This is a genomic window from Silvimonas soli (assembly GCF_030035605.1).
In the GTDB taxonomy this organism is placed as follows: Bacteria; Pseudomonadota; Gammaproteobacteria; order Burkholderiales; family Chitinibacteraceae; genus Silvimonas; species Silvimonas soli.
On the sequence record NZ_CP106736.1, the window covers coordinates 2,001,465 to 2,022,550 of the forward strand.

Here is a 21,086-nt window from a genome sequence, read left to right on the forward strand (position 1 = left end):
ATTTTCAACCGACCCCTTTTGGTAGTTCAGCGTAGGCCGTGCGACGGGGCGCGTCCAATCGCTGGCGCCTTGGCCTCAGGCAAATGCAGCTGCGGCCAGCTTGTCTGCATGGTTGCGGATATCCGTCGGCCAGCGGGCAATCTGGCTCGCCCACTGCACGGTATCGCCAGCAAACAGCGCGCGGCTGGCCTCTTCAAAGCCGGGCTGATCACCAGCCATGGCCGCCATAAAGCGATAACACGCCTCCTGCGCTTTTCGTTGCCGGTCTTTACCTTCATTGGCGTGCCGCGCAGCTTCTACCAATTTGCGTAATGCCACCGAGGCGCCGCCCGGTTGGGCATTGAGCCATTCCCAGTGGCGCGGCAGCAAAGTGACCTCGCGCGGCACGACACCCAACTTGGGCCGACCTCGACCACGCGCTGGTTCGTCGTTTGCTTGCACTGCGGGTTCGAGTGCCGGTTCGGCTACGGTGGATGCGGCCAGACGCTGGGCCACATCGGTAGCGGTCCCACGAAAATCTACCTCAACAAGCTGGCTGGTGACGTCATCAAAAATGAGGATAGACGCCGATTCACCGCCATCGAGCGCGGCTTTGGCCGCAACGGCTACTTGTGCCAGCTCACCCGACGCCAGCAGGTTGCTTCCGGCAAAAGCGGAACAGGTTTGTGATTGACTGGAATTCATGGATCGGCCCCTTCAGGCGCATTCGATCGACATAATTTACCCGGACAATAATAACCACGTCAATATTTTATCCGGGTAAATATATCTCGATATCCGCCAAATCCGCTCAGATCTGCTCTTTTACGGCATCGGCAATGACCAACTTGCCATTCGGGCGGACCCGCGCCACCAGCAAGAATCCCACTGCCACCACCAGCAACACTGCGACCATGGCGGCCGAACCCCAAGCCTGCATCGCCATGCCGGTAATAGCCGGGCCGGCGCTACTGCTCACGTTCCAGGTCAGAGCTATCAACCCGGCAGAACGCAGCAAGGCCGCGCCGGTAAAGTAATCGCCACTGGCCACGACCGCCAGCGTGTACACCGCGCCCGCCAGCCCGCCAAGCACAAACAGATATGGCCACCACAACCACGAGGCATGCACTACCCACGGCATGAGCGGCAACAGCAGACACAACAGCAAACCACATAAGCGATGGATGCGTGCGCGGCCCCAGTGATCGGCCAGCCAGCCCACAGCAAATTGCAGCATGGCATCTCCAGCCATGACCACTGCGGCGGCCAGCAATGCTTGCTCGCGCGAGAAACCGTAATCCAGCGCAAACAGCGGCAGAAAGCTCAGGGTGACGGTATCAAACAGGGCAAAGAATGCGGTGCCAGCGATGATCACCGGGGCGAATCGCATAATGGCCCACCAGGAGGCGTTGGCATTCTGGGTGGCATCAGCTGGGGCGATCTCGCTGGCGTGGTCGTCATCCGTGCCGCCACGGGCCAGGGCAACGCCAGGCGCGCCCAGCAAGAACAATGCACCGGCAATCAAAAAGCCGGTATCAGGCAAGCCGGACAACCAGGTGGTCAGCCCTGGCCCCAGCATCTGGCATAGGCTGAAACTGGTGGAGTAGATCGCCACCACGCGGCCACGTGACGCATCGGGCGGCAAGAGGTTGATCCACGCTTCGCCCAGCACAAATAGCGGCGCCATCGACAAACCGAACAAAAACCGCAGCAGCGCCCAGCTCGCCAGCGAAGAGGTGAACTGCAATGGCATCACCGCAGCGGTCGCGAGCAGCATGCAAGACAACATGACGGTGCGCCGCCCAAGGCGTCGGGTGATTGCTGGCGCGGCAAAGGTGCCGGTCACCCCACCCAGCGCACTGGCCGCGGCCAGCCAGCCGACCACTTCCGGGCCAAAGCCCTGCCGGATCAGCGCCAGCGCGGTTAGCGGCAAGGTGCAACCCAAGCCGATGCCGACAATCGCCACACTGAATGTCACCGCCACAAAATCCCGCCAGACGTGCCGCTCCAGCATGCAAGCTCCCCAAGTTTCGACGCCCAAGACCAGCTGGCGTCAGAGTCTGGATTCTAGCGGTGCCAGCGCATGGTGAACCAATTGGCGAGCTACACTGTGCAGACCACCTGGGTACGGTCTCACTTTTCTGGCGGAGTAATCATGACTATCAATGTGAACTGGCAAGCGGCCAGCGGTGAGTCGCTAGCCCATATCAGCAACGGTACGGCGCAATGGGTGGCAGATATCAGCCCGGCCGCCGGTGGCAACGGCAAAGCGCCAGACCCCCACGATTTGCTGGATTCCGCGCTGGGTGCCTGCACCGTGCTGACGCTACAGATGTACGCGCAACGCCGTGGTTATGCTTTGGCAGACATTGCAGTGAGTGTGACGCGGCACGAGGAAGACGGGGTGTACCGGTTGCAACGCCAGATCACCTTGGGCGGTAATCTGGATGACGCCGCCCGCGCCGATTTGCTGCGGGTAGCGGAGAAGTGCCCGATTCATAAAGCGTTGAGCGGGAGATTTGAGATTGCGACTGAGTTGGTGGGTTAACGGCTAGCTCGGCTAGCTTCACCCCTTCGCATAAACATATGCAGGGCGGCTACAACCCGCCGCGCTCCGCCCGAATCAGTATCCGCCCAAAGCACGCGGCGGCGCTGTACCCACCCTACTAGACACGACACTCAATGAGCACATAGGGTGGGTTAGCCGACCCGGCGTAACCCACCGGCAATGCCGCCTCAATGACAGCACCACATAACCTTGGCTTGTTGGGGCAGATGACTTTGATCTGTGCAACGCCCTTTTGGGGTATTGCACCCTATGCAATTGAACTAGCCCCGCTGAGCCACTGGCTGCGCACCCACTTCTGCAGCCTCACTGGTAACCACATCGCTCACGAGATCAGCCCCTTTGGTTTCACGCATCGACAATACGGCCAGGAAGCTCAACAACGCCGCCACCGATACATATCCTCCCACCCAGCTCAGACCGCCTTTTTCCACCAGCACCTGCGCAATAAACGGTGCAATCGAGGCCCCGATGATCCCGCCGACGTTATAGGCAATGGACGCCCCGGTATAACGCACGCGGGTCGGGAAGATTTCCGGCAGCAACGCGCCCATCGGTCCAAAGGTAAAGCCCATCAGGAACAGCTCGATCACCAGGAACAGCCCGACCGAAACGGTGGTGCCACCGCCAAGCAGCGGCGCCATGGTGAAGCCAGACAACATCGCCAGCGCAGTACCCAGCAACAGCACCGGACGGCGCCCCCATTTATCGCTAGCCCAGGCTGACAGTGGCGTGCCCAATGCCATAAACAGCACGGCAAAGCACAACAGCGCCAGGAATTCGGGCTTGGAGAAATGCAGCACTTTCACGCCATAAGACAGCGAGAACACGGTTGAAATGTAAAACAGCGCGTAACACACCACCATCGAGAAAGCGCCTTGCACCACTGGCACCAGATGGCCAGAGAAAGTCTCGAACAGCGGCACTTTCACGCGTTCATTGCGTTGCATGGCTTGGGCGAACACCGGGGTTTCGTGCAGCTTGAGGCGCACATACAAGCCGACCATCACCAGCGCGGCGCTGAAAATAAACGGCACGCGCCAGCCCCAGCTTTTGAACTGGTCATCGCTAAGCAGCACCGCCAAACCAAAGAACAAGCCATTGGCAAACAGAAAACCAATCGACGGCCCCATCTGCGGAAACATGCCAAACCACGCGCGCTTGCCGGCAGGGGCGTTTTCGGTAGCCAGCAATGCGGCACCGCCCCACTCGCCGCCAAGGCCAATGCCCTGACCAAAGCGCAGCACGCACAACAGAATCGGCGCGAGCGTGCCAATACTGTCATAGCCCGGCAAGAAGCCAATCAGCGTGGTCGATACGCCCATTACCAGCAATGAAGCCACCAACGTGGATTTACGCCCGATGCGGTCGCCAAAGTGACCAAACAGCGCAGAACCAATCGGCCGCGCCAGAAAGGCGATGCCGAAAGTGACAAACGCATTGAGCGCCTGGGCGGTGCTGGATTCTTTGGGGAAAAACGTCGGGCCAATGATCAGCGCGGCGGCCGTGGCAAAGATGTAGAAATCAAAAAATTCGATGGCGGTACCGATAAAGCTGGCCACCGCAACCCGCGCCGTGGAATTGGCAGGCGGGCTGATCGCAGAAGTCGTCATGGCTGGTTCTCTGTATTTTTATGACACTGCGTGGCAGAGAATGCCAGTTGCTGATCCAGCAGCCGCCATCCTCCAGTCATGCCGTCAGGTATGTATGGGGAGAGTCTGGCAAACGGGCGGACGACGGGTGCGAATTTGCACCAGGACACAACGGGCGGCGGATGTGCCGCGGGCTGGGTCTCGAACCGGAATGCGTTTGCGGCTGGATAAGCTGGAAAAGATGATAAGGATGCGCAAAAAAACCTGCAAGCAGGGGAACCCGCCATGCTTTTCGTCAGTCTCTCTTCAGGATTTTCACAAAAATGTAAAAATTGCCGTTTGCGTGGCCCCGGCTCTCGGTCTAAGGTCGGGGGTTTTGCCGCTGCCACCCACCTCATTGCGCCCATGAAATTGCTCAGCCCCGCCGCCATTGCGGATATTGGATTCCGCAAACTGCGCCCGGCCACCGTGCCGGCATGGCTAGCGCCTGCCTGGAAAAAAGTCAGCCCCGTCGCGCCAGTGCTTCTGTTGTTGGCCATGCGCATTCTGGTCGATACCGATTGGGCCGCCCCGCGCGTGCTGTTTCAATTGCTGTTGTTCTGCTTCTTTTTTGCTTTTCTGGAACGCTGGTCCGCGGTAGCCGCCACCATCGGGCTGGAAGGCGCGTTGCTGAACGGTAGCTGGATCAAGGAAGACGCGACGGGCGAGCCGTTGCTGACGCGGGATCTGTTTGAAGTGTCGCAGGGCGCCGCGCTGACTGGTTATGCCGACTGGCATCTGGTGTTCTACGTGGTGCTGACTTTGCTGGCTGTGGGCTATGGCCTGTATCGGCATCCCAAAATACTGTCGTGGCGGCTATTACCGGCCACCATCCTGCCCGCCCTGTTTTTTATCCGCATGGATAACCCGGCCCGGCTGGATGACTACATTACCCCGCGCCTGACCGATGCCCTCGATACCCAGTATCTGTCATACAACTTCCGTGAAAACGCGCGCAGCAACGGCATTCTGGGGCACTTGTACCTGAACGCCGAAACCGTGCCGCCGCCGGAGCATGGCCCGCATAATTTCTACGCCGCCGCGCCACTGCGCCAATTTGATGCCTCCACGCCAGATGTATTCGTGGTCCTGTGTGAGTCTTGCTTCACCACCGAAGACCAGCGCTTTCCCACGTCTGTGCTCAAGCTCAAAGACCAGGGCTTTGCACTGACTCACATGGTGAGCCCGGTATACGGCGGCGGCACAGCGGAGGCCGAATTTGAAGTGCTAACGGGCCTGTCCAGCAAGGTTTTCCCGGGGGTGGATTACCAGAACTTTGCCAACCAGTATCGCAGCGATGCGCATACCATCGTCAGCCACTTCCGCCACGAGGGGTATCACACCTACGGCCTGCATGACTATTACTCGACCTTCTGGAAGCGCAACATCATTTATCCAAAGTTCGGCTTTGACGAGACGCATTTTGTCGATGAAATGGACTGGAGCGAAGAAGGCTGGCCGGATGACTCCTTGTTGTTTAACAAGGTGCTGGACCTGTACGGCAAGAGTCCGCGCAAGCAAAAAACGATGATGTTCCTGGCCACGGTAATGACCCATGGCAAATACGTCGGCGCCAATGATGACAACGGCGAAGCGGATTACCGCAACCGCCTGGATAAATCCATCGCCGACATGCAGAGCTTTGTGACCAACCTGCAAAAGGCCGCAACCAAGCGCAAACGGCCATTGTTGATTGTGGTGTTTGGCGATCACAAACCCGGCCTGACCGCCGTGTTCAATCGCGACGGTGTGCTGAGCAACAACCTGTTCGCCAGTGCGGGCGAGCGCAATGAAGACTTCCGTTTTGTACCACGCCTGTCTCCCGAACAACTGGCCGAACGCGGCAGCATTCCGGTGCTGGTGAAGTACGTCGGCAAGCAAAAGAAATTGGCGGGCGAGATGGCCGACAATATGACCGGTAAACCGCTGCTGTGCATGTCATCGCAACTGGCTCAAACCACTGAGCGCCAAGGCCAGTTCTTCGGCTCGCTCGCCCGAGTGTGCGATGAAATGAACGGCATGCCATATGGCGAGCACGGTTGGGAGAATACCTTCCCACCGGCGTTGTATGCGGAGCGGTTGTTTTAGCCCACATGGATTTAAAACATGTAGCCCGGATGAAGCCATCAGGCGGGAATCCGGGGCAAACCCAGTGGCCGGATCGATTGCGGCGGACACGGCAAACACAGCAATCCCGGATTCCCGCTGCGCTCCATCCGGGCTACGGGAATGGGTTTGGGTGTAGAGCCAACCCATCTGCCGCATCTGAAGCCGCTACCGCCTTAAAGCGGTTACAAAACCGCGCGTCCTGCGGGTAAGGATAGAAGTCCTCCACAATCCCCTGCTGGATACGTGCTTTGGTTTGCTGCCAGAACTCGGGCTTGAGCAAATCGGCGTGGTATTTGAGGAAAGCTTCGCGCATGTCGGCGCGGTTGAGCAAGAAGTCGCCGAACTCTTCCGGATAGACCTCGTTTTTATGGCCGGTATACCAAGCCTCGCCGCTCAACTCGTATTCCGGTGCCAAAGGTGGTGGAATGCGGCGGAAGTCGCAGTCGGTCATGTATTCGATTTCGTCGTAATCGTAAAACACCACGCGTCCGGCGCGGGTCAGGCCGAAATTCTTGAACAGCATGTCGCCGGGGAAGATATTGGCTATGGCCAGTTCGCGCAGCGCGTTGCCGTAATCGCGGATGACGGTTTCGACGATCTCGCCGCGATTGTTATCCAGCAGAATATTCAGCGGCACCATGCGGCGCTCGATGTATAGATGGCGGATCACCACGGTGTCGCCATCTTCCTCGTACATGGTCGGCGCCAGCCGGGCCAGTTCTTCCAGTAGCTCCGGATCGCAACGGTTACGCGGCAAGGCCACATTGGAGAACTCCCACGAGTCGGCCATGCGCCCTACCCGATCGTGTTGCTTCACCATCTGATACTTGGCGCGCACCAGTTTGCGGTCGACCTCTTTGGGCGGCGGGATCACGTCTTTGATGACCTTGAATACGAACGGGAACGACGGCAGCGTGAACACGATCATCACCATGCCTTTGATCCCCGGCGCGACGGTAAAGCGGTCGGTGGAATGGCGCAGGTGGTGAAACAGCTCGCGGTAAAACATGGTTTTACCCTGCTTGCCCAAGCCCAGCATGGTGTACAGCTCGGCGCGTGAGCAATCCGGCAACACTTCGTGCAAGAACTGCACGGTAGCGGAGGGGACTTCCATATCCACCAGGAAATATGCCCGCGAGAGCGAGAACAAATGGCGGATGTGATAGTGATTGAACAGCGCGGCGTCCACATACAATTGCCCGGCAGCATTGCGGAACAGTGGCAGCGCAAAGGGGATTTCTACATCGCCATTGATCGCCCGGCCAATGATGTACGCAGTTTTGCCGCGATAAAACGGCGAGGCCATGACCTGGATGTGCGCGTTGAACGCCAGCTTGGGCCAGTGTCCCAGATGCGCGTGTACCGCCCGCAGAATGTAGCGCACATCACGCTTGAGGTCTTCAAACGGCAGGCTCCAGCCAAAATCCGTCAGCAGTTTTTCAATGGTGTCTTCCAGCCAGCTACGCGACGGATAGTAGGTGCGATAAACCTGCGGGTGATGCGCCTCGATGTATTCGGTGGACACCGCTGGCCGGTAGAAGATGAAATCGTTGTGAAAATACGTGCGATGCAGGATGCGACAGCAGACCGAGTTGAAGAAGGTCTCGGCCAGCTCCGGCTGCTTGTGGTTGATCAGCAGCGCGATATAGGCGGTTTTGGCGCTGGCCCACAGTTCGTCGGGCAGGTTTTGCAGCGCAAAACGTTGTTCGATGCGGGCAACGGCCTCATCCACCCGCGCATCGTAAAAGGCAATCCGCTGGCGTACCGTCTCCCGTAGCGCGGCAATGTCGCCGGACTCAAAATGCCCCTTGGCCGACTGGGTACACTCACGAAACAGCCGGTAGTGGAAATCAAAGCCTTGCAGAATCGCCAGCGCCAGTTCAGCGGCATCACCATTTGCGGCGATATCGCTCACCGACGGCGCGACAACAGCTTGCTCCAGGTGTCCCATACAACCTCCACAACGCTCGGTTCGTGTTCAGTCCAGTTTAGGGCGGTACTGCCGATTGCGTGGGACCACGTTAGCGTGGTGCATTGCAACAGACGATTGGGCCAAACCCGCAGGCGGGTGTTTGAAGCGGTAAGTGACTTCGTAGCCCGGATGGAGCGTGAGCGGGAATCCGGGATTGCAATGCTTCCGCGGGCAATTAGCTTTTAACTTGCCAACGGCATCCCCGGATTCTCGCTTTGCTCCATCCGGGCTACGTTCACCTTTCCCCAGCCACCTTGCACCGCCTTTCTGCCCGCTAAACGAAGGCTTGCAGCCGTTAACCGTCCTCTGGCAAACATGGCAGGGCGGTAAAGGTAGCTTGCACGTGTCTTGAGGCCCGGTTTCGGGTAAAATCTTTTCCTATTTGAACCCACTTTTGCGGACCTGTAGCCATGCCCTTGTTGCAAGCCGAACGTGATGCCCTGCTGAAGCCGCTCGCCACCGTGACCGGTATCGTCGAGCGCCGTCATACGCTGCCAATTCTGTCTAATGTGCTGATCCGCAAACAAGGCGACACCCTCGCCTTTACCGGGACTGATCTGGAAATCCAGATCGCCAGCCAGCAAAACGAAGGTTTCTCTGGCGAAGATTTCGCCATCACCGTTTCGGCCAAGAAGCTCTCCGACATCCTGCGCGCCATTCCGGACCGCGCCGTGGTGACGTTTGAAGACAACGAAGGCCGTTTGACGCTCAAAGCCGGCAAGAGCCGCTTCCAGTTGCAAACCCTGCCAGCGGGCGATTTCCCGACACTGGCGGTGGATACCAACCTGAAAGCCACCATCCGCATGCCGCAAGGCCAGCTCAAAGCACTGTTGGGCCGCGTGCAGTTTGCGATGGCGCATCAAGACATCCGCTATTACCTCAATGGTTTGTTCTTTGTGACTGAAGGCAGCCACCTGAAACTGGTTGCCACTGACGGTCACCGTCTGGCGTTTGCTTCGGCCGAGCTGGATTCCAGCTTCGAGAAAAACGAAGTGATCCTGCCGCGCAAAACCATTCTGGAACTGTACAAACTGCTGGCCGAAGTGGATGACGAAGTCACCATTGATATCGCCAGCAACCAGGTACGCTTTGCCTTTGGCAATATCGTGATCCACTCCAAGGTGGTTGACGGCAAGTTCCCGGATTACCAACGCGTTATTCCGCAGAACAACGACAAATTCCTGAAGATTGAACGCCAGACTCTGTTGTCTGCCCTGCAACGTGCCGCAATTCTCTCCAACGAGAAATTCCGTGGCGTGCGCTTGGTGCTGACCGATGGCGTGATCAAGATCCTGTGTAACAACAACGAGCAAGAAGAAGCGCAGGAAGAAGTCGAGATCGACTACACCGGCGCGCCGCTGGATATCGGCTTCAACATTCAGTATCTGCTGGATGTGCTGACCAACCTGCAAGTCGAAACCCTCGACTTTGTGTTCGGCGATGTGACCTCCAGCGTACTGGTCAACATTCCAGACAATGAACACTTCAAGTACATCGTGATGCCGATGCGTATCTAACGTACGCCGTTGAAATCACCGTCAGGCTGGGGCTTCCCCGGCCTTTCGTCTTTTATTGCAGTCCAGGAACAAGCATCGACATGAGCGAAAATATCGACCCGCAAGCCCCGCAAATTTCCAGTACCAGCCAGGAATACGGCGCCGATAGCATCAAGATCCTCAAGGGTCTGGAAGCCGTACGCAAACGCCCCGGCATGTATATCGGCGATACCGGCGACGGTACCGGTCTGCATCATATGGTGTTCGAAGTCCTGGACAACGCAATTGACGAAGCTTTGGCCGGCCATTGCGACACCATTCGCGTCATCATCCACGCCGACAACTCCATCAGCGTGGAAGATAACGGCCGTGGTATTCCTACGCAGATCAAAGAAGACGACGAGTTCAAGCGCTCTGCCGCTGAAATCGTCATGACCGAACTGCACGCCGGCGGCAAGTTTGACCAGAACAGCTACAAGGTGTCTGGCGGCCTGCACGGCGTGGGTGTGTCGGTGGTGAATGCGCTGTCGGACTGGCTCAAGCTCACCGTGCGCCGTGACGGCAAAGTGCACACTATGGAGTTCCGTCAGGGTGAACGCGTCAAGCCGCTGGAAATCACTGGCGACACCGATCGTCGCGGTACTGAAGTCCACTTTTTTGCCTCGATTGAAACCTTTGGTTTGATCGAATTCCACTACGAAATCCTCGCCAAGCGGATTCGCGAACTGTCGTTCCTGAACAATGGCGTGGGCATTACGCTGATCGACCGTCGCAGCGGCAAAGAAGAAAACTTTGCCTACGTCGGCGGCGTGAGCGGCTTTGTGGAATACATGAACCGCAGCAAGACCGTGCTGCACCCGCACATCTTTCACTCTGTGGGTGAGCGCGATGGCATGACCGTTGAAGTGGCCATGCAGTGGAACGATACCTATCAAGAATCCGTGCAGTGTTTCACCAACAACATTCCGCAGCGCGACGGTGGCACTCACCTGACCGCGCTGCGTATGGCGCTGACCCGTACCCTCAATAATTACATTGAGGCGAACGAAGTCGCCAAGAAAGCCAAGGTGGAAACCAGCGGTGACGACATGCGCGAAGGCCTGACCTGCGTGCTGAGCGTGAAACTGCCAGACCCCAAGTTCAGCAGCCAGACCAAAGACAAGCTGGTTTCCAGCGAAATCAGCCCGGTCGTGCAAGAAGTACTGGGCCAGGCACTGAACGACTACCTGCTGGAAAACCCGGCTGACGCCAAGATCATCAGCGGCAAAGTGGTTGAAGCCGCCCGCGCCCGTGAAGCCGCCCGCAAAGCGCGCGACCTCACCCGTCGTAAAGGCATTCTGGATGGCTTGGGCCTGCCAGGTAAGCTGGCCGATTGCCAGGAAAAAGACCCGGCGCTATCTGAAATCTACCTGGTCGAGGGTGATTCCGCCGGTGGTTCTGCCAAGCAAGGCCGTGACCGCAAGTTCCAGGCCATTCTGCCGCTCAAGGGTAAAATCCTGAACGTCGAACGCGCGCGTTTCGACAAGATGCTGGGCAGCCAGGAAGTGGGCACGCTGATTACCGCACTGGGTTGCGGTATCGGCAAAGACGATTTCAATATCGAAAAACTGCGCTACCACCGCATCATCATCATGACCGATGCCGACGTGGACGGTTCGCACATCCGTACGCTGTTGCTGACGTTCTTCTACCGCCAGCTGCCAGAACTGGTTGAGCGTGGTTACATCTACATCGCCCAGCCGCCGCTGTACCGTGCAGCGCGCGGCAAGAGCGAAGCGTATCTGAAAGACGATCAGGAACTGGACCAGTACCTGTTGAAACTGGCCGTGAACGGCGCCGAAATCATCCCCGGCACCGACAAACCAGCCATCGCCCAGGAACAACTGGAAAGCCTGTCGCGCCAGTATTTGATCACCAACGCCGTGATCGCGCGCTGCAGCCGCTTTATCGACCCGATGGTGCTCAACGCCCTGCTCTACAGCGGCGCAATGGACCTATCCACCCACGCAGCGGCAGAAGACTCCGCCGCCCGCCTGACCGCCGCGCTCAAGCATCCGGCCTTCATCGTCCACGCCAGCACCTTTGAAGACGCTGGCAGCGTGCTGAAGATCGAACGCCACCTGCACGGCGTGGTGACCATCCAGTACATCGATGAAGACTTTGTGTTGTCTGGCGACTACGCCCAGCTGAAAAAGACCGGCGACATGCTGTCTGGCCTGATCACCGAAGGCGCCAAAGCCCGCCGTGGGGACCACGACATCGCCATCAACACCTTCAAGGAAGGCCTGGACTGGCTGCTAAACGAAGTGCGCCGCGGCGTCACTATCCAGCGCTACAAAGGCCTGGGCGAAATGAACCCGGAACAGCTGTGGGAAACCACCATGGACATCACCGTCCGCCGCCTGCTGAAAGTGAACGTGGAAGACGCCATTGCGGCGGATGAAGTGTTCACCACGCTGATGGGCGACCAGGTTGAACCGCGTCGGCATTTCATTGAGCAGAATGCGCTGGTGGCTCGGAATATTGATATTTGATTTGTGTTGTAGCAGGAACCATAAGCTGAGATTTTGGGAGGCATCTATTGAGATATTTATGGATGCTTCGCTTCAATAGCGTGGTTCTATGGCGCCTAGCCTACAAGACCGGCAAAGAGAAAAGGCCACCTTTCCAAGGTGGCCTTTTCTCTTTCACGCTGCACGGCAATCCTCAAGCGAAGGTCATCATCACTTTGCGTTTGTTATGTTTTGATGGCTGCAACCTATAAATCATCTCCCGTTTCATCTTCATAGGCCAGATTCCCTGCTTCACTTGGGGAGATTCACGCCCATTAACAGGATGTCCATAAAACGGGCAGCAGCCCATCCGGTGCCTGACTCGGTTGCACATACGTAAGATCGATTGACCTTGTACTCCAGCTAGACAAAGCAAGTAGCCCGGATGAAGCGCAGCGGGAATCCCACCTACTTGCTAGCTTTTCATCCCTCAATACTTGATATCACGAGCAGTCTGACGGCCTTGTTGCTTGGTTTCGCGCTTATCGTGACGGCAACTCGCGTTGCTTTTCTGGTTGGCGGCCCGGCAGGCTTGTTTGGTGTCGCGCGAACCTTGTCGTGTGTCTTGCCGGACGTCACGTGCGTCGCGACGCTGTTGTGCTTGCTCCGTTACGGCGGACTGGACTGACCCTGCGCCCAGGGCCATTGCAAGTACCAGTGCGATAAGTCCAGGATTTCTTGCTTGCATGACGTGGTCTCCCTCCATGAAAGTGATTGGCGAGCTGGTATTAATTTAGTGGATGCACAGAAATGTGGGCGCAAAATCTTCGGGAAGCCTCCCACTTTCACCCAATTTGTTAATGCCAGTGATCGTGGGCGGCAAAACTCTGTTGCTCGTTGTGAAAACCGACCCAGGCAACACTACGAGGGCCACGATCACTTCCTGTCGTTAAGGCGAGAAAGAGCCAAAGGCGGCGGTACTAACGGTATGTAATCACTCTGGTTGAACAATGGTGATTGCTTTGCTGTTACTTAGGCGTGGTCAGTTGGTCGGCAAGGAGCCTGAATGAAACGGCGCGATAATCCGGGAGCCATATCGCAAAACACCTTCACTGGTCCGAGTGATATATTGCGCCCCCGGATTTCCGCTAACGTTTATGCCGAGAATCGGCCTTCATCCGCGCTACGAACCACGAGCTAGCTTAGAAAGACGCAAAGTTCGACCGGTTCAGAAAAAACGCCCGGCTCGCTCGGGACTTTTCTTGGCGAACCAAAGCCACCACTCCTGTGCGTCTGTGCCAACACCTGCTATCTTACTTTTGTGTCAGTTGGTGAACGGGCAGACAATTGGCCATCGACAGCCAGCAGTCGGCCAAAAACGAAAGCTTGAAAACACCTGATGATCAAGGGGCGTTGGTATGGATAAGCATGTTTTGGAAATTGGCAGCAGGCATCTGAATTTGCAGGATATAAAAAAATACTGGGTTGATTGTGAGTCCGCAGAGGAACAGAAAATCCGGACTAGCCAGCAAGAAAATAACTATCTTGGAGGCATGTTTTCGTTGCTGATTGCCGGTGTGGTCAGTGCTTATCTCGCACGAAAACAAAGACGGTCCGCCACAACAAAATACCTGCATATTGAAACGAGCCAGAATGGCAGTTATTGCTTTTCGGAAGATGAAATCAACATCAACGATGTGCTCAGCAAGCTCAAGTAAACAGGTTCATGACTGGCGCAGCGGGTTCTGCCTGACCAATTTCGGGACGAACAAATACAGGCCCGCCCGCTGTGGTTGCCGCGAAACTCACACTCTTTCAGTGGCTTTGCCGCTGCACTCAACAAAAGCCGCATCCGGTGGTTCTTCGGTTTTACCTTCCCCTTTTTCGACAACCTCCGGCGTGGTGTTCCTCCCCTCGAAAAGGTGTGTTTTGACTCCACCCGATGTGGCCATCTGCGAAAACCAGAAGGTGGCGGGTTATCCGCGCCACATCTTGTCGCCTCTCAGAAAAACCCAGCCGTTTCAAGCAGTAACCGTAATATCTAACCCTTACCTGGTTCACCCTAGAGTCGTCACACGCGCGTCACATTTCGTCTTTTTCTGGCTACCTTTACGCAATTTTGCGCAACCGGGTGCCAAATGCCGCAACGGCGTGCAAAGAGCGTTTTGGTTGACCCGACTACCATGTTTGCTCCGATAACAAATCCCGCGACCGAGTAATAAATCGGCCGACAGGGAGTATGGAGTAGAGATAAACATGACGACTCGCACAACATTGGCCTTGCTGTTTGCAGCGGCCGGTCTGCTGTCTGCCTGCGGCGGCAGCGACGATAGCAAACCCGCCACAACCACAACGGTGACCGATCCAGATACGGTTGCGGATCAGCGCGCATCGGCGTTGGTAGCGCAAATGACGCTGGATGAAAAAATCCAGCTGGTTCATGGCGTCGGTACCCAAACGGGGCCGCTGGGTGGCGCCGGATATATCCCCGGTATTCCGCGCCTGGGCATTCCTGATTACTACACTGCGGACTCAGCAACTGGCGTTTATCAGGCCAAAAACGGCGTAACGGTGGATAACGGCGCTACCGCAATGCCATCAAATATCGCGCTGGCCGCCAGTTGGGACACGCAACTGGCCTACAACTACGGCTCGCAGATTGGCAAAGAATTGAGAACCATCGGATATACCGAAGGTTTGGGTGGCGGCGTAGATCTGGCGCGCGAATTGCGCAATGGCCGCATTTTTGAATACATGGGCGAAGACCCGGTACTGGCGGGTTATCTGATTGCCTCCCGCACTACCGGTACGCAAGATCAAAAGGTGGTCGCGACCATCAAGCATTTTGCCGCCAACGATCAGGAAACCAATCGCTTTACTTCCAATTCAATTATTGACGAGCGCACGCTGCGCGAGCTGCAATTGTTGCCGTTTGAAATTGGCATCAAACAGGGCAAGCCCGGCAACGTGATGTGCGCGTACAACCTGCTCAACGGGATCAAATCTTGCGAGAACACCTACCTGCTGACCGATGTGCTCAAGACCGAGTGGGGCTACCAGGGCAAGGTGCAATCTGACTGGTTCATGGCGCTGACCGACACGGTACGCGGAGCCAACGCCGGGCTGGATGAAGAAGAAGGCGGTTCGACCGACGATAGCGCCGGGTTCTATGGCGTGCCCACCTTCTTCAACCAGAAGCTGAAAGCCGCCATCGCCGCCGGCACCGTGCCCCTGTCACGTCTTAACGACATGGTGCAACGCAAGCTGCGCACGATGATCCGGCTGGGCATCATGGATTCTCCCGCACCCTTGGGCGGCACCATTGACCAAGCTGCTGGCGATGTCGCAGCCAAGGCGGCGGCAGAGCAATCCATGGTCTTGCTGAAAAACGCCACGCCAACCGGCACTACGACCCCGGCTCTGCCGCTGAACGCTGCAACTATCCAGCGGATTGTGGTTATTGGCGGTCATGCCGATGTCGGCGTAATGACCGGCGGCGGTTCAGCGCTGACCCCTCCCCGTGGCGGCAATGCAGTAACGTGTCTGAACCCGACAGCCACGATTGGCGGGCAAGTGACCGGCTGCGCCACCTGGTATAAATCGTCGCCGCTGGATGCAATCAAGGCCAAGGCACCGAACGCCACCGTTACTTATCTGGATGGCTCCGACGCTGCGGCCGCCGCAACCGCTGCTGCCAACGCAGATGTCGCAATCGTCTTTGGTACGCAGTGGGAAACCGAAGGCGGTGATCTGGCATCGCTCAGCCTGCCTGACGCTGTAGCCGATCCGGCCAACCAGTCTTACGACCAGAATGCCCTGATTGCTGCCGTAGCGGCCAGCGCCAAGCGCAGTGTGGTTGTGCTGGAAAGCGGCACAGCCGTGACCATGCCGTGGGTGAACAGTGTCCATTCCGTGCTTGAGGCCTGGTATCCTGGTATTCAGGGTGGCGCAGCGATTGCCGATGTGTTGTTTGGCACGGTTAATCCGTCGGGCAAGTTGCCGATCACCTTCCCGGTTAACGACACGGATCAACCGCAAAAGGCGATTTCCTCGACTGATCTGAATGTGGTTTACAGTGAAGGGCTGAACATGGGCTACCGCTGGTACGACTCGCAAAACATTACGCCACTGTTCCCCTTCGGGCACGGCTTGTCGTACACCAGCTTTGCGTATTCCGGTCTGACCACCGCAGTGGATGCCAATGGCAATCTCACAGCCAGCTTTACGCTCAAGAACACCGGCTTGGTCGCCGGGGCTGAGGTCGCGCAGATTTACGCCGCGCTGCCTGCCGCTGCGGGTGAACCACCGCAACGCTTGATTGGCTGGCAAAAGGTGCAACTGGCGCCAGGCGCCAGCACCAAGGTCACTGTGAGCGCAACGGCTGAACGCCTTGCCATCTGGGATATCACGCTGCATCAGTGGCGCATTCCGGCGGGGACGTTCTCGTTTACCGTGGGTGGCTCCTCGCGTGACCCGCTGGCATTGGCAAGCAAACAACCCTTTGCCGGAAAAGTGCTTGCGCTGACGCACTAACGTCTGTTCAACCGGGATAAACCGCAGCGTTTGTTGCAAGACGCGGTTTATCCCGGTTTTCGCCGCGTGCATTTATAAAAAGGCTTGATAGAAACAACTGACCAAACACCGTGTTAGCGGTCAGGCCAGAACAGGATGAAGGTGGGGTAAACCCTGCCAGGACGATGTAACAAGCTGTGTTAGATTAAACACCGTCATGCGCAACGAGTGGAAATCGTTGCCGCATGATCTCCCGGCCAGACAGTGCCGGGCTTCAGGTTCGTGCTGCCATCACGTTCCCGATGTACCAGATGCTTTGTATGTCTGTGTAACGCCTGCGTATGGGCGTTGCCAGCGCATCGATCATTCCATAACTGCTGGAATACAACTTCGCGTTTGCCACCTTTGGTGGAATGAGCGCGACGTTGCGCCGCTACGCAAACGCGGCCAGCATGCGTTGTGAGGTTAAAAATGGCAGTTTGGCCTAAAACAGTCACCAGCCGATTGGCACTTCTTGGTCTGGAATCCGCAAAAGCCAGAGGCATCAGCCCGGCCGAGTTTCGCCGTATCACCGGCATCACGGAACTCGAAACCAAAGATCCGCAGGGCCGGATTGCCGCAGCCAAACACATCGCAATGCTGAATCTGATGGAGCGTTCGCTGCCATCGACCTCAGAAAATCAAAGCCTGCTGGCTATTCCCCTGGCCGCGCCATTCAGCACAGTGATTGGCATCGTTGCCAACTCGCCCACGCTCAAAGATGCCTATCTGAATTACCTCCGCTTCAGGGCATTGATTGGCGATGTTGACGATCTGCGCATCAAGGAAGAAAACGGCCGCTTCGAATTTGAATACGTGCTGGACGGCGATCATAACCGCACTTCCCTGAGTGCTTTTGGCAATCTCATAACGATGGCCAAGCTGGCCCGCCAATACACTGAAGACGACGATCTGCCCGTCATGCTTGAACTGACTGGCAAGCCCTTTGCCTCTGAACAAAAGCTGCAGGATGTTGAAAAATGCAAAGTGCGCTTCGGGCAAAGCCACAATCGGCTGGTTCTGAATCTGCCGACGGCCAATGCCCGCTATCACCTGCACAATCGCACCGCGTTTGATGCCATTCACGGCCAGGCCGTTCACGATCTCAAGGCACTTTATAAACGGCACTCGTTTGCTGCCCGAGTTGAAGGACTGGTCGAAGAACAGGCCCGCAATATGTCGTTCCTGGCCGAGGAACACACCACGCTGGAAATGGTATGCGGCGGCTTGAATATGTCGCGCTTCAGCCTGCATCGGCGGCTGCAAAAAGAAGGAACCAACCTTCGGCGGATCATGAATCAGGTCCGGCTCGAAAAGGCCAAAGAATTGCTCCTGCAAAACGAGATGTCAGTCTCGAACATCAGCGACATGCTGGGGTTTTCGTCGGTATCCGTGTTCTCAAGGTTCTTCTCCGAGCAAAGCGGCACTTCGCCATCCCGCTACAAGTCACTGCACACCTGTGACTGAGCGCAATGCCGATCGCGTTTTTGCTGCCCAAACCCGGTCATTGTCGCTTTCAACATACAGCTAGATATCCGTTCAGAGCTTCCTGACCACGGCAATGCCGGGCCGTGGTTAGAATATCAGTCTTTTATCAATTACTTATGGGTTGGCTGGACCATGGCAGAAGGACATTTTGATGCGCCGGTGTTTATCAAGGAGTTGTATGAAACAACGGTCAACATCACAGATACCCCCTTCTTCTATAACGATGGCGGACAGCCGGTTTATCTGAATGCGCTGCCAGCCGGGGTCACACCGCTGGAACCGGCGACAACTAATCCGGCAGTAGCCATTGGCAATGAATACGTCGTCGCCGAGGTCATGGGCATTAAACCGACGCCACCCTATGGCGTGGAAACCCAGTTGGGATTTATCGCCAAAGAAGTGGTGTATGAACCGATGTGGGCCACGCGCGATATTGCCGCCGCATTTGGCATCACGCTGGTCGAACCCGGTCAGGGCGTTCCGCTAAGTAGCCCGGTACACACGCTCTCCCAAGTCGAATATGAATACGGCGTCTTTGCCGGACATTGGTCGCCTTATCAGAACACCGGCAACAATCTACTCACCGTGGTGTGCACAGACCTGGAACATCACGACTTTCCGCATGTTTTTGCCTCTACCGATCCCGAATTTCCGTTGGTGATTTCGGTAGCCAGATACTGGCCCAAGCTCTCAAAAATCCGCGTGGCAGACTTGTGGGTACGGCGTGGTTGTGCGCTTTATATCCCACCCAAACCAGCCCACGACAACCCGGAATGCATTGATCTGCATAACAACCGTAACTCGGCCCGGGCATGCTGGGGCGATATCAAACACAGTTCGGTGGTGACCAAAACACTGCTGCAAACCGAAAACGGCTTCTTTTACTGGTACTGGAACGCCGCGCCTACGGTGCATACCAACCTGACCGCGGTGCGTTAATCAAAACAACCGCCATTCGGTCCAACAAACAATTCAGGAAACCCCGGCATGTCTGATATCCACGATCTTGATAGCGATAGCGCGGTTTACAAAACGCTGCTGGAATCCACCCAAGCCATTCCCTGGAAAATTGACTGGGCCAGCATGCAATTTGCCTATATCGGACCGCAGATTGAGCCATTGCTGGGCTGGAGCCAGGACAGCTGGGTTTCCGCCGAAGACTGGGCGATGCGCATTCACCCGGATGACCGCGATTACGTGGTGAATTTCTGCATTTCGCAATCCAAAGCCGGGATAGACCATGAAGCAGACTACCGCGCGCTGACCAAAGACAACGGCTACGTGTGGATACGCGATGTCGTGCACGTGGTGCGAGACGAGAATGGCGAGGCGCAATCGCTGGTCGGGTTCATGTTTGATATCAGCGAGCGCAAAAAGACCGAAGAAAAACTGATCAGCCTGCAAAAAGAACTGGAAGCGTTGTCATTCAAAGACGGGCTGACCGGCATCGCTAACCGGCGCCGCTTCGACTCCAGCCTGGATGTGGAATGGACCAACGCCCAGCGTACTGGGCAACCGCTCTCGCTCATTTTGCTCGATATCGATTTCTTCAAACAATACAACGACCGTTACGGGCATATCCTGGGCGACAAATGTCTGACCCGCGTGGCCCAGACATTGAGCCTGGCCATTGCCGGCCCCAGAGACATTGCGGCGCGATTTGGCGGTGAGGAGTTCGTGATTTTACTGCCAGAAACCGACGAAAACGGGGCGCGTGAGGTGGCGGAGCGGTGTCAGCGGCTAATTGAAAAACTGCAGATTCTGCATGAGAAAGCGGACGACGTTCAGGTGCTCACAGTCAGCATGGGCGTCGGAACTATCGTCCCGAGCGCAGGCATGGAAGCCACGGACTTCATTCAGGCCGTAGACAAATGCCTTTATAGCGCCAAACAAAATGGCCGCAACCGGATCGAATCGGCACGCATTTAACCCTGGACTCTGCTGCGCCGATTGCCATCATGTAGCCCGGATGAAGCGTGCCCCTCGGGGTACCCTCACAAGGCGCCTGGATATCGCATATAACGGTTGCAGCGGGGTGGCGAGAATCCGGGGGATTGCAATGCATCAACCAATAACTGGCATTCGCCTTTGCCAATATTTGGCCCCGGATTCTCGCTTCGCTTCATCCGGGCTACATCTGAGTCTGAGCTGAAAGATCAACCAGCGGCCCGCTTGGGCCGCCGTACCGTCCGCAACTTGCCACTGCCGCCGCCGCCGCAGAAAAACTGATCCGCGCCGTCTGATTCCAGACCAGACACGCCTACACCTTCCGGCATCTCCAGCCGTTCCAGCACTTCGCCGGTTTGCGGGTCGATGTGGCGCAGTTCGCTGGCGTCGTTTTCCCAGGTGCCGTGCCACAGTTCGGAATCCACCCAGGTTACGCCCGTCACAAAACGGTTGGATTCAATGCTGCGCAAGATCGCACCGGTTTCGGGGTCGATCTGGTGGATTTTGCGTTCGCGATACGCGCCTACCCACAGCGTGCCCTCGGCCCAGGCCATGCCCGAGTCACCACCGCCGCCAGGCGCAGGAATGGTGGCCAGGGTGTCGCCCGTTTGCGGGTCAAGCTTGAGGATGCGGTCGCCGGAAATCTGGAACAAATGCTGGCCATCGAACGCCGTGCCCGCGTGGGCGGAAATGTTCAGCGCACGTTTCGGCTCGCCACTGGCCGGGTCCAGCGCGGTGAGGGTTTCACCGGTCGCAATCCAGACTTGTTGGCCGTCGTACGTCACCCCACCAATCTGGCTCACACCAGGAAAAGGGCCGTACTCGCGGATGATTTCTGCTGGTAGTCGCTTCATG

General features: G+C 57.0%; 15 protein-coding genes. 9 read left to right on the forward strand and 6 right to left on the reverse strand.

Annotated elements, in window-relative coordinates:
* Positions 1-75: 75 nt before the first annotated feature.
* Both N7220_RS09200 and N7220_RS09205 read right to left on the reverse strand, forming a co-directional pair.
* The gene (locus N7220_RS09200; protein WP_283151153.1) at positions 76-684 is read right to left on the reverse strand and encodes a DUF2239 family protein; all 609 of its coding nucleotides are present in this window, start codon (positions 682-684) and stop codon (positions 76-78) included.
* Positions 685-790: 106 nt separating this feature from the next.
* Positions 791-1,993: an MFS transporter gene (locus tag N7220_RS09205; protein ID WP_283151154.1), complete on the reverse strand. Its 1,203-nt coding sequence runs from the start codon at positions 1,991-1,993 to the stop codon at positions 791-793.
* A gap of 141 nt (positions 1,994-2,134) precedes the next feature.
* Between N7220_RS09205 and N7220_RS09210 the strand changes: the two genes are divergently transcribed.
* A complete protein-coding gene (locus tag N7220_RS09210) occupies positions 2,135-2,527 on the forward strand; it encodes an OsmC family protein (RefSeq protein WP_283151155.1) in 393 nt (130 codons plus the stop codon).
* A gap of 281 nt (positions 2,528-2,808) precedes the next feature.
* Here N7220_RS09210 and N7220_RS09215 read toward each other — a convergent pair whose 3' ends face one another.
* On the reverse strand, positions 2,809-4,158 hold the full coding sequence (locus N7220_RS09215; RefSeq protein WP_283151156.1) for an MFS transporter: 1,350 nt from the start codon (positions 4,156-4,158) through the stop codon (positions 2,809-2,811).
* Positions 4,159-4,542: 384 nt separating this feature from the next.
* Between N7220_RS09215 and N7220_RS09220 the strand changes: the two genes are divergently transcribed.
* Positions 4,543-6,264, forward strand: coding sequence for an LTA synthase family protein (locus N7220_RS09220; protein WP_283151157.1), 1,722 nt, complete (start codon positions 4,543-4,545; stop codon positions 6,262-6,264).
* Positions 6,265-6,397: 133 nt separating this feature from the next.
* On the opposite strand, the gene aceK is transcribed toward N7220_RS09220, so the two are convergent.
* The gene (aceK, locus tag N7220_RS09225) at positions 6,398-8,236 is read right to left on the reverse strand and encodes a bifunctional isocitrate dehydrogenase kinase/phosphatase (protein WP_283151158.1); all 1,839 of its coding nucleotides are present in this window, start codon (positions 8,234-8,236) and stop codon (positions 6,398-6,400) included.
* Between the two features lie 431 nt (positions 8,237-8,667).
* Here aceK and dnaN point away from each other — a divergent pair, with 431 nt between their 5' ends.
* Both dnaN and gyrB read left to right on the forward strand, forming a co-directional pair.
* The gene (gene dnaN, locus N7220_RS09230; RefSeq protein WP_283151159.1) at positions 8,668-9,774 is read left to right on the forward strand and encodes a DNA polymerase III subunit beta; all 1,107 of its coding nucleotides are present in this window, start codon (positions 8,668-8,670) and stop codon (positions 9,772-9,774) included.
* Positions 9,775-9,854: 80 nt separating this feature from the next.
* Complete coding sequence (gyrB, locus tag N7220_RS09235) at positions 9,855-12,287, forward strand: DNA topoisomerase (ATP-hydrolyzing) subunit B (RefSeq protein WP_283151160.1); 2,433 nt, start codon at positions 9,855-9,857, stop codon at positions 12,285-12,287.
* A gap of 448 nt (positions 12,288-12,735) precedes the next feature.
* On the opposite strand, the gene N7220_RS09240 is transcribed toward gyrB, so the two are convergent.
* Positions 12,736-12,951 (reverse strand): hypothetical protein, encoded by a 216-nt coding sequence (locus N7220_RS09240; RefSeq protein ID WP_283151161.1) that lies wholly within the window; start codon positions 12,949-12,951, stop codon positions 12,736-12,738.
* 712 nt (positions 12,952-13,663) lie between these two features.
* On the opposite strand from N7220_RS09240, the gene N7220_RS09245 reads away from it, so the two are divergent.
* The 5 genes from N7220_RS09245 to N7220_RS09265 all read left to right on the forward strand — a co-directional run bounded on the left by N7220_RS09245 (position 13,664) and on the right by N7220_RS09265 (position 20,213).
* Positions 13,664-13,963, forward strand: coding sequence for a hypothetical protein (locus tag N7220_RS09245; protein WP_283151162.1), 300 nt, complete (start codon positions 13,664-13,666; stop codon positions 13,961-13,963).
* A 538-nt stretch (positions 13,964-14,501) separates the two neighbouring features.
* Positions 14,502-16,778, forward strand: a complete 2,277-nt coding sequence (locus N7220_RS09250) for a beta-glucosidase family protein (protein ID WP_283151163.1) — start codon at positions 14,502-14,504, stop codon at positions 16,776-16,778.
* A gap of 450 nt (positions 16,779-17,228) precedes the next feature.
* Positions 17,229-18,263, forward strand: a complete 1,035-nt coding sequence (locus N7220_RS09255) for an AraC family transcriptional regulator (RefSeq protein ID WP_283151164.1) — start codon at positions 17,229-17,231, stop codon at positions 18,261-18,263.
* A 153-nt stretch (positions 18,264-18,416) separates the two neighbouring features.
* Positions 18,417-19,223 carry a hypothetical protein gene (locus N7220_RS09260; RefSeq protein WP_283151165.1) on the forward strand — a complete coding sequence of 269 codons (807 nt, stop codon included), beginning with the start codon at positions 18,417-18,419 and terminating at the stop codon, positions 19,221-19,223.
* 48 nt (positions 19,224-19,271) lie between these two features.
* Entirely contained in the window at positions 19,272-20,213 is a 942-nt protein-coding gene (locus N7220_RS09265; protein ID WP_283151166.1) for a GGDEF domain-containing protein, read from the forward strand.
* A 227-nt stretch (positions 20,214-20,440) separates the two neighbouring features.
* On the opposite strand, the gene N7220_RS09270 is transcribed toward N7220_RS09265, so the two are convergent.
* Positions 20,441-21,085 (reverse strand): Vgb family protein, encoded by a 645-nt coding sequence (locus tag N7220_RS09270; RefSeq protein WP_283151167.1) that lies wholly within the window; start codon positions 21,083-21,085, stop codon positions 20,441-20,443.
* Position 21,086 lies beyond the last annotated feature (1 nt).